This is a genomic window from Paraburkholderia oxyphila NBRC 105797 (genome assembly GCF_000685075.1).
GTDB lineage: Bacteria > Pseudomonadota > Gammaproteobacteria > Burkholderiales > Burkholderiaceae > Paraburkholderia > Paraburkholderia oxyphila.
On record NZ_BAYD01000204.1, the window covers coordinates 1 to 7029 of the forward strand.

6 protein-coding genes are annotated in these 7029 nt (G+C 62.3%); 1 reads left to right on the top strand and 5 read right to left on the bottom strand.

From position 1 onward, the window contains the following. A partial coding sequence (locus BO1_RS55840) for a DUF3138 family protein (RefSeq protein ID WP_043289191.1) occupies positions 1-229 on the top strand: 229 nt, incomplete at its 5' end. Positions 230-288: 59 nt separating this feature from the next. Here BO1_RS55840 and BO1_RS47665 read toward each other — a convergent pair. The 5 genes from BO1_RS47665 to BO1_RS60525 all read right to left on the bottom strand — a co-directional run. After that, complete coding sequence (locus BO1_RS47665; RefSeq protein WP_028223614.1) at positions 289-1203, bottom strand: LysR family transcriptional regulator; 915 nt, start codon at positions 1201-1203, stop codon at positions 289-291. A 313-nt stretch (positions 1204-1516) separates the two neighbouring features. After that, positions 1517-2866, bottom strand: coding sequence for a hypothetical protein (locus BO1_RS55845; protein WP_043289193.1), 1350 nt, complete (start codon positions 2864-2866; stop codon positions 1517-1519). Between the two features lie 84 nt (positions 2867-2950). Beyond that, the gene (locus BO1_RS47675) at positions 2951-4612 is read right to left on the bottom strand and encodes a type VI lipase adapter Tla3 domain-containing protein (protein WP_028223615.1); all 1662 of its coding nucleotides are present in this window, start codon (positions 4610-4612) and stop codon (positions 2951-2953) included. Continuing rightward, complete coding sequence (locus tag BO1_RS47680; RefSeq protein WP_028223616.1) at positions 4612-6747, bottom strand: T6SS effector phospholipase Tle3 domain-containing protein; 2136 nt, start codon at positions 6745-6747, stop codon at positions 4612-4614. Before BO1_RS47680 ends, BO1_RS47675 begins: the two co-directional genes overlap by 1 nt. A 19-nt stretch (positions 6748-6766) precedes the next feature. After that, positions 6767-7029, bottom strand: a 263-nt coding sequence (locus tag BO1_RS60525) for a hypothetical protein (protein ID WP_028223617.1), incomplete at its 5' end; no start/stop codon positions are given.

Genomic DNA, 7029 nt, shown 5'->3' on the forward strand with positions numbered 1-7029 from the left:
ATCGGAGTGCCTCGAGACTTCGCAGGCCTACGGTGGTCATGGCTTCGAATGCCACGGCGCGACGCGTCAGGACGTAGCGCTCGATCTGCTGTTCTATCCGACGCAGCAGATCACCGTGAAGGTCGAATATCGTCACGACTGGGCCACGCAGAAGGTGTTCCTGCGCGACGACGGCTCGTACAGCAAGAGCAACGACCTGCTGGGCGCGCAGTTCATCTACTCGTTCTGACGGGTACGCCGCGGGCGGCGGGTTACACCCCGCCGCCCGCATTTTTTAACGCCGACGCCTCAGTCCGCCGCCGGCAGCCGCGCCGCTTCAACCCGCCCGCGCAGCAACGGCGTGGCAAAGTCCAGAAACGCGCGCAGCTTGAGCGGCAGCGGCGCCTGCCCTCCGTGCACGAGGCTGACGGGCCACGGTGGCGGCTCGAACGCATCGAGCACCACGGCAAGCCTCTTCTCGCGCACCGCCTGCGCAACCTGATACGACAAGACCCGCGTGAGCCCCACGCCCTGCAGCGCGGCGTCGATCGCGGCCTCGGCGGTGTTCACGGCGAGCCGCGCGTGCACCGGTTGCACCACGTCGCTCTTGCCCGCGCTGAACGTCCACGTGCGCCCCTCGACGCCTTCGAACGTCACGCAGTGGTGGCTCGTCAGGTCATGCGGCGCGGCCGGCACACCATGCGCGGCGAGATACGCGGGGCTCGCGCACACCACGCGGCGGATCGCGCCCACGCCCACCGCCACGAGCGCGCTATCGGGCAGCGCGCCGATGCGCACGGCGGCGTCGACGTGCTCTTCCATCAGATTGACGACACGATCCGCGAGCAGGAGGCGCACGTCGATCTCGGGATACTGCGCAAGGAATGCGTTGACGACCGGCAGCACGTGCAGCCGGCCGAACACCACGGGCGCCGAGAGTGCAAGCGTGCCTCTGGGCGTGGTGTATTCGCCGGTTGCCGCGCGCTCGGCCTCGCCCACTTCCTCGAGGATGCGCCGGCAAGCCGCCACGTAGGACGCGCCCGCCTCGGTCAGCGCGAGCTGGCGCGTGGTGCGCTTGACGAGCCGTGTTTTGAGGTGCGTTTCGAGCTCGTTGATTTTCCGGCTAACCGTGGCGAGCGGCATGTTCAGGCGCCGCGCCGCCGCTGAAAGACTGCCCGCCTCGACCACGGCGACGAGCACGTACATCGCATCGAGCCGGTCCATGATGTTCTCGCCATTTGGAACGATGAGAACGAATATTGCCGGATCCGCTTCGGGTGTGAAAGCTCGGTGGCCCTGCGACGCCAGCGGGGCGCAAGAATGTCGTGCCCACTCTCGTGCCTCGGTCGCGTAAGGGCTAAAAAGCCGGCAAGCAATGTTGGCCGGCAGAGTGTTGACCTGCACCACGTTTTACAGCGTATGGAGGCGGGAGTTTTCAGGCTTCAGCGAATCGTGTTCGGGCAGACGAACCGATTCGACTCGCCCGTCGTGGCTCGTCGCCTCGCCAGCCCCGATGACTCCGTGCACCGGCTGCCGTTCATTCGGTATAGCCCTGAATCGGGTACGTCTTGCCACGCAGACGCCCCCACCACGGCAGGTACGCATTGTTTTCGCCGCGCGCGCGGAACCAGTCTTTGTCGGGGTCGATTGCAATGAGCTTCTCAGGCGGCACGACCACGACGGCAGTCAGGTGCTTCTGATCAGTGGTGCCCATCACGAGCGTGTTGCCGCCAAGGTGATTGGCCCGGCCGATCGCCAGCACCACGTCGGTCAGCGCCGTGCCCGCCCCCATCTCGCCAAGCAGCGCCGGCGTGTTGAAGGTCTGCTTCAGGTACTCGAACTCCGGCAGCGTGACCGTCAGCGTGCGGCCGAGTGCGCCGACCCGCTCGGAGGCCGCATCGCTGCCCCGTCCGGCATCGTGGATCACGTACTGGATGCCGGTCACCGGCACGTTCGCGTTGCGCGCTGCCGCCTCGATCGCGCTTTGCCACGCTTGCACGGTGCGCGTCGTGCCGGCCTTCACCTCGAAGTCGTCGACACTCGCGCTCGCGGCACGGCCGATCCAGGCCAGCGGGTCGCGTCCGGTGTCCACCCCCGGGCCCGCCAGGATCAGCAGCACCATGTTTTCGTTCATCTGCATGTCCTTCGGCGGGAAGCTCGGTGAATCCCAGTTCATTACCCAGACGCTCTCGGTCGGGTGCGATTGCAGGTAGTCGAGCGCCGCGTTCAGCGAGGTGAAGCCGGCATTCGGACCACCCGGCGTCACGTGAACGTCCGGTGGGGTGTCCTTCGACCAGAGGTCTGTGAACTGTTTGTGCCCGATGCTGAAGTTGTAGATGATCTTCTGCTGCAGGTAGTCCCGTGCCTTGACGGGATCGAGCCTGCCGGCGGGGATCGCGTACTCGACGTAAATGCCGGCGAGCTCGCGCCACTTGCGCTTGCTTGACGGCGCAACCGTGTAGAAATAGGACGGGTTCATTGCGTAGCGGTCCATGAACAGCAGGAACAGTTCGCGGACGTACTTTTCGTGGAACCCCTCGAACGTCTCTTCCCCAAAGACTCCGTTCGCAATCCCCGCTATTGGCATGATGGAGGTGAATTTTGCCGGCTTGGCCCGCACCATGTCGTCATTGCGGTTCGGTTTCACGAGCCCCAGTGTCCACAGGGTCTGCCATTCGGTCGGATAGTCGCGGCGTTGCAGCGGGTTGAGCCATTCAAGGCCCACGACCTGGGCGAGGAACGGCTTGCCGGTTTCATCCGTCGGCGTCGTGCCCGCTCCCGGCGTGGCCGCCGTGGCGTCTGGCATAACGTATGAAGTCGCAAGCGAGAATACCGCGATCGCCATCAGGCCCGGTATCAGCACCAGTCGTTTCATCAGATCGCCCATTGTCAGCAAGCGTCGAGGGCGGAAACCTGAAGCCCTCGTTCCTGTTTAGATCCTTCTTTTCCGATCGTTCATCGGATGTGCGGGCTAGTTACCCCAGATCGGACTCACCGCGCGGTTCTGCTCGTTCACGGCCTTGCTCGCTGCATCGGGTGGACTCACCATCACGATGCTTGCCGAGTGGCCGTCTATCAGGTTGACGGTCGCGCTCGTGCGCCCGTCCTCGTAACCCGCTATCGTGGCCAGGCACAGCTGGACCAGCGCCGAACTGACGCCGGTGTTGCCGATCCGGCGGCCAATGTCGTAGCCCTCCTGCGCGTCGCCGAGGTCGATGCCCTGTGCGTTGCCGTGCAGGGCCTGCGTAAGCGGGATCACCCACTGCCGGTCCAGCGTCGTGTCGTAGAACACGCGCGAAGGTTGCGTGCCGTCGGGCAAGGTTGCCAGCGCCTGCTTCCAGCCCTCCTGCAGGCGTGTCACTTGCCCGGCACGCTTGAGCGGCTTGCCGTCGTCGCCGGTGAGCTTGACCTGTACCGGACGGTGCAGGTAGCCGAGGCGCGGCGCCACGTCGAACTGCAAGAGTTGCCAGTCGGTCCAGCGCACCGGCAGATAGGGGCTTGGCTCAAAGTAGCGCGGCCCACTGTTGCTGATCTCCTTCCAGAGTTCCGGCAACTGGGCGATCCACCAGTCGGCTTTCATCGTGCCAACATCATCGACATCCTTGGGCACCCTGGTCGCGAGCTCGGTATCTTTTTTCCAGTAGAAGTTCCATTGCTTGATGACGTCGTACTGGGTGTTCCTCATGTCGACATCACCCGGCACCTTCACCGCATAGGGCCGCACGAGGCGGTCCACACGATCCGTGCGCGCAACCAGAAGGCCGCCCATGCTGTCAGGAACCGGAGGCACAAACGCCCCTTGTGGCTCCGGGGGCGTACCGGGAGTCAGGCCCCAGCGGTACTGCATGCCGTCCTGTGACAGGATCAGCGCAGCCGGAACATCCGGATGTTTGTCGAAGAAGTCAAACAGTTCCGTGATGGATGGCGCTGCGCTGGTCGTGTTGTGCTCGTCGAACCACAGAAACTCGGTTACCCCCAGACCTGCTCCATTACGGCCATCCAAAATCCCGGTCGCAGCACGGCTGTACACAGAGGGGTTTAGCGTATCCGGCGGTGCCACAATGATCACCGGTACCGGCCAGTAGTGCACGGCCTTCGACGCGGCATACCCAAACGCGGCATGGCTTGCCACATCCGAAAATATTCTCCGCTCGTCGGGATACTTCCCATAATCCTCCGGGTCCTTCGAAAGAAACGTCTCATAGTTATTCGCGGCCTCCTGGATGTACTTCCAGACGTTTGCCTGGTGCGTGCCCTTCACCGCGAGGCCCACCGCGCGAATCTCGAGCGCATACTTCTCGCCCGTTCCGGCCAGCACCCGAGCCACGTCCGGATTCATCGTGGTATCGGCGACATCGGCTGCGCGCGCGGCAACCGGAAACGGCAGCTTCGTTCCACCGCCTGAAGCATTGAGCACCCAGTGTCCGAGATATGCGAGCGCGCCCACACATGCAATTACCAACAAACCATTGCGAATTCCACTTCCCATGTCGGGGTCCTGTAGTCCGGTGAGCTCCCAGTGCTGCCAGGAGCGAAATAGTAGATTGGCTGTCCAGGCAGCGGCGAAGGCCGCCAGAATCAGCACATAGGGCCAGCGCTTTGGGCGATGCGCGATCGGGAGAATCGTTTTCATCAGCGCACCGTCCGGTCAGCGGTCGTTTCCTGATCCACCATCGCGGGTAGCGTCGTGGGCACGAATGTGGTCGGAAATATTCCTTTTTCATAGTACCTGGAACAGGCCTCGATCAAGCCTCGCGATTCCTGCGTGAGATGCTCGCTGTTGTAATACGGATTGCTCATAATAATTTTCAACCGCTTATTCGTGATCTTCCAGTCCGCCATCGCAACCAGCAGGTCACGCATACAAGGATCGTCGAGGGACTTTGCCTGGCCAATCGCCACGTCCATCGCCGCAACGCGGCGCATGTTGTTGTCGTCACGCAGGATGGCCGAGTGATAGGAGTTCTTGTCCCACTTTGGCTTGTCCTGCCCCAGACGCGTACGGGTCTCATTCGGCGTTTCTTCGCGATAGAACGACTTCGCCCCTGCTACGGGCGCCCCTTGAACAGCCCATTCCCGGACCCAGGCGGTCTGGTCCTCGGGATCCGACGACAGGCTGTTGTACCAGGCCTTGATTGCTTCCGCGCCCCGGCTCTTCACGTCCGCCGGAGCCTCGTTCACGGCACGGAACGGCACCATGGCATTGGGGTTTCCGAGCAGCGTATCGCGGGCAACATGGTCGGGTATGTCATGCCCCGCTGTCGTGGCATCGCCCCGGATTCCTTCGTCACCGTACATCTGCGGCGGATAGGGTGGCACAATTGCCTCGGCGTTGATCGTCCGGTTCTCCTCCGGGCCGTAGAGCCTGCCGTTCTTGAGACGTTCAATGCATACGGGCGCGTTGCCAATAAGAGGAGGTTGGCCATTTGCCATCCCGCCGCCCTTGCTCCAGATCCGCTGATAGAACCGGTGTTGTTTCAGCTCATCCATCGCCTTGAGGGGATCCATTCGGGTCACTGCGCCATTTCCGGACGGCGATAACGTCCAGAGATCCGCCTTTTGCGGAAGTGCCTTCCAGCTTTCAGCAATCGTATCGGGCACACCAAAGGTGCCAATGCCCTGGATGTTCGGAATGGCAACCGTCGAATCCTCCGGGCAGAAGTACAGGTAGACCTTGCCCCGGTTGTCCCGCTCCTCAAAGACGTGCGTCGAACGATCCACGCTGTCGATCCGCGTCGCCTTGTCGGGCTTCCACCCCTTGCCGGTACGACCTCCGTAGTTTTCGTTCAGATACACCAGGTCGTCGAGCTTCGGCGACGGGTGCGGGCTTGCCGTGATGGCCTTCACGATGTTGAGCAGCGTGTTGAGCTTGCCGCGCGTCGTGTATTTTTTCGCATCGGGTTGCGCCAATGAGGCGAGAACCGTCTCGCCAAGGCTATAGGGCGAGTCGACCATGATCACGCAGTCTGCACACCGTGCCTTGTCGTTGCTCTCGGCCAGCATGGCCTGGGCGAGCAGCGTGATGACGGTGCCCTGGCTATGCGCCATGACGGTCACCGTTTCATCGGGATCGAAACGGCGGATTTCGCGGATCAGCATCGCAAGGCGCACCGCCGCGAGCACGTAGTACGTGCGCTCCGGGCTCGTCGCGCTGTACTGATAGTCGCTCATCCCCAATATGGAAGCCCCCCTGTTACCGAGGCTTTGCTGAAAACCCGGCCCGTACATCTCGGGAATGTTTGTCGTGGCGTTGTTGAACATCCCGCCGCCTTTCGCGAAATGCTTGTCCAGACGGTTCCCATGGATGTCCTGATACTGCCCACGCAGCGTTGTGGGATGCTCCTCGCCGCCCTTGATCTTGTCCGATGCCGCGCGATAACCCCAGTAAAACGGGATCAGCATGCTGTGGGTTTTCCTGCCCCCTTTCGTAACATCAGCACGCTGGAACTGGTATGTATCCGGGTCATACTTGATCGTCTTCCATTGATCGAAATCCTTTTCGCGACTCGTGTGCTTGATCGCCTCCCTAAATTGATCGCCGTAGCGTCCCGCCCGCAGGTCATTGCGGCTCAGGCGCTCGTTAAGCCCCGCGCACAGCCCTTTCTCGACGTGTTCATAGCTCACGCCCGGATCGTTCACGCCATGAAGAAAGATCACCACGCCTGGAAGATCCGCGGGATGCTCGACATTGCGGGGCCCCATGCGGTTGGAGTACGTGACCGCGTTGCCTTGCGCGATCACCTGGGAGGTATGGGTTGTTTGAGCCATGTCGTTACCTGTCGATGATTCAAGTGTCTGACTTCAGGAAGTCGATCTTCAGAATGCGCATCGCGTCATCCTTGATCACGCTGGTCAGCCCGGTTGCATCGGTCTTCCCCTCGATCACCCTCCCGTCGTCGAGCGTGATCCGGTAAGGCTTGTTGGCCACAGGCCGCGTTTCACCGGCATCGTTGGCCGGATAGTGCAGCCGGAACTGCTGGTCCGTGGGCTGGTTGTTGAAGTTAGATTTCGGTACACCCTGCGTGGACGGTCTGCCCCATTTGTGCGAAG

Bases quoted from the DNA above. Each gene is read 5' to 3' on its own strand.
- BO1_RS47665 (WP_028223614.1), bottom strand. From the start codon at position 1,203: ATGGACCGGCTCGATGCGATGTACGTGCTCGTCGCCGTGGTCGAGGCG.
- BO1_RS47675 (WP_028223615.1), bottom strand. From the start codon at position 4,612: ATGAAAACGATTCTCCCGATCGCGCATCGCCCAAAGCGCTGGCCCTAT.
- BO1_RS55845 (WP_043289193.1), bottom strand. From the start codon at position 2,866: ATGGGCGATCTGATGAAACGACTGGTGCTGATACCGGGCCTGATGGCG.
- BO1_RS47680 (WP_028223616.1), bottom strand. From the start codon at position 6,747: ATGGCTCAAACAACCCATACCTCCCAGGTGATCGCGCAAGGCAACGCG.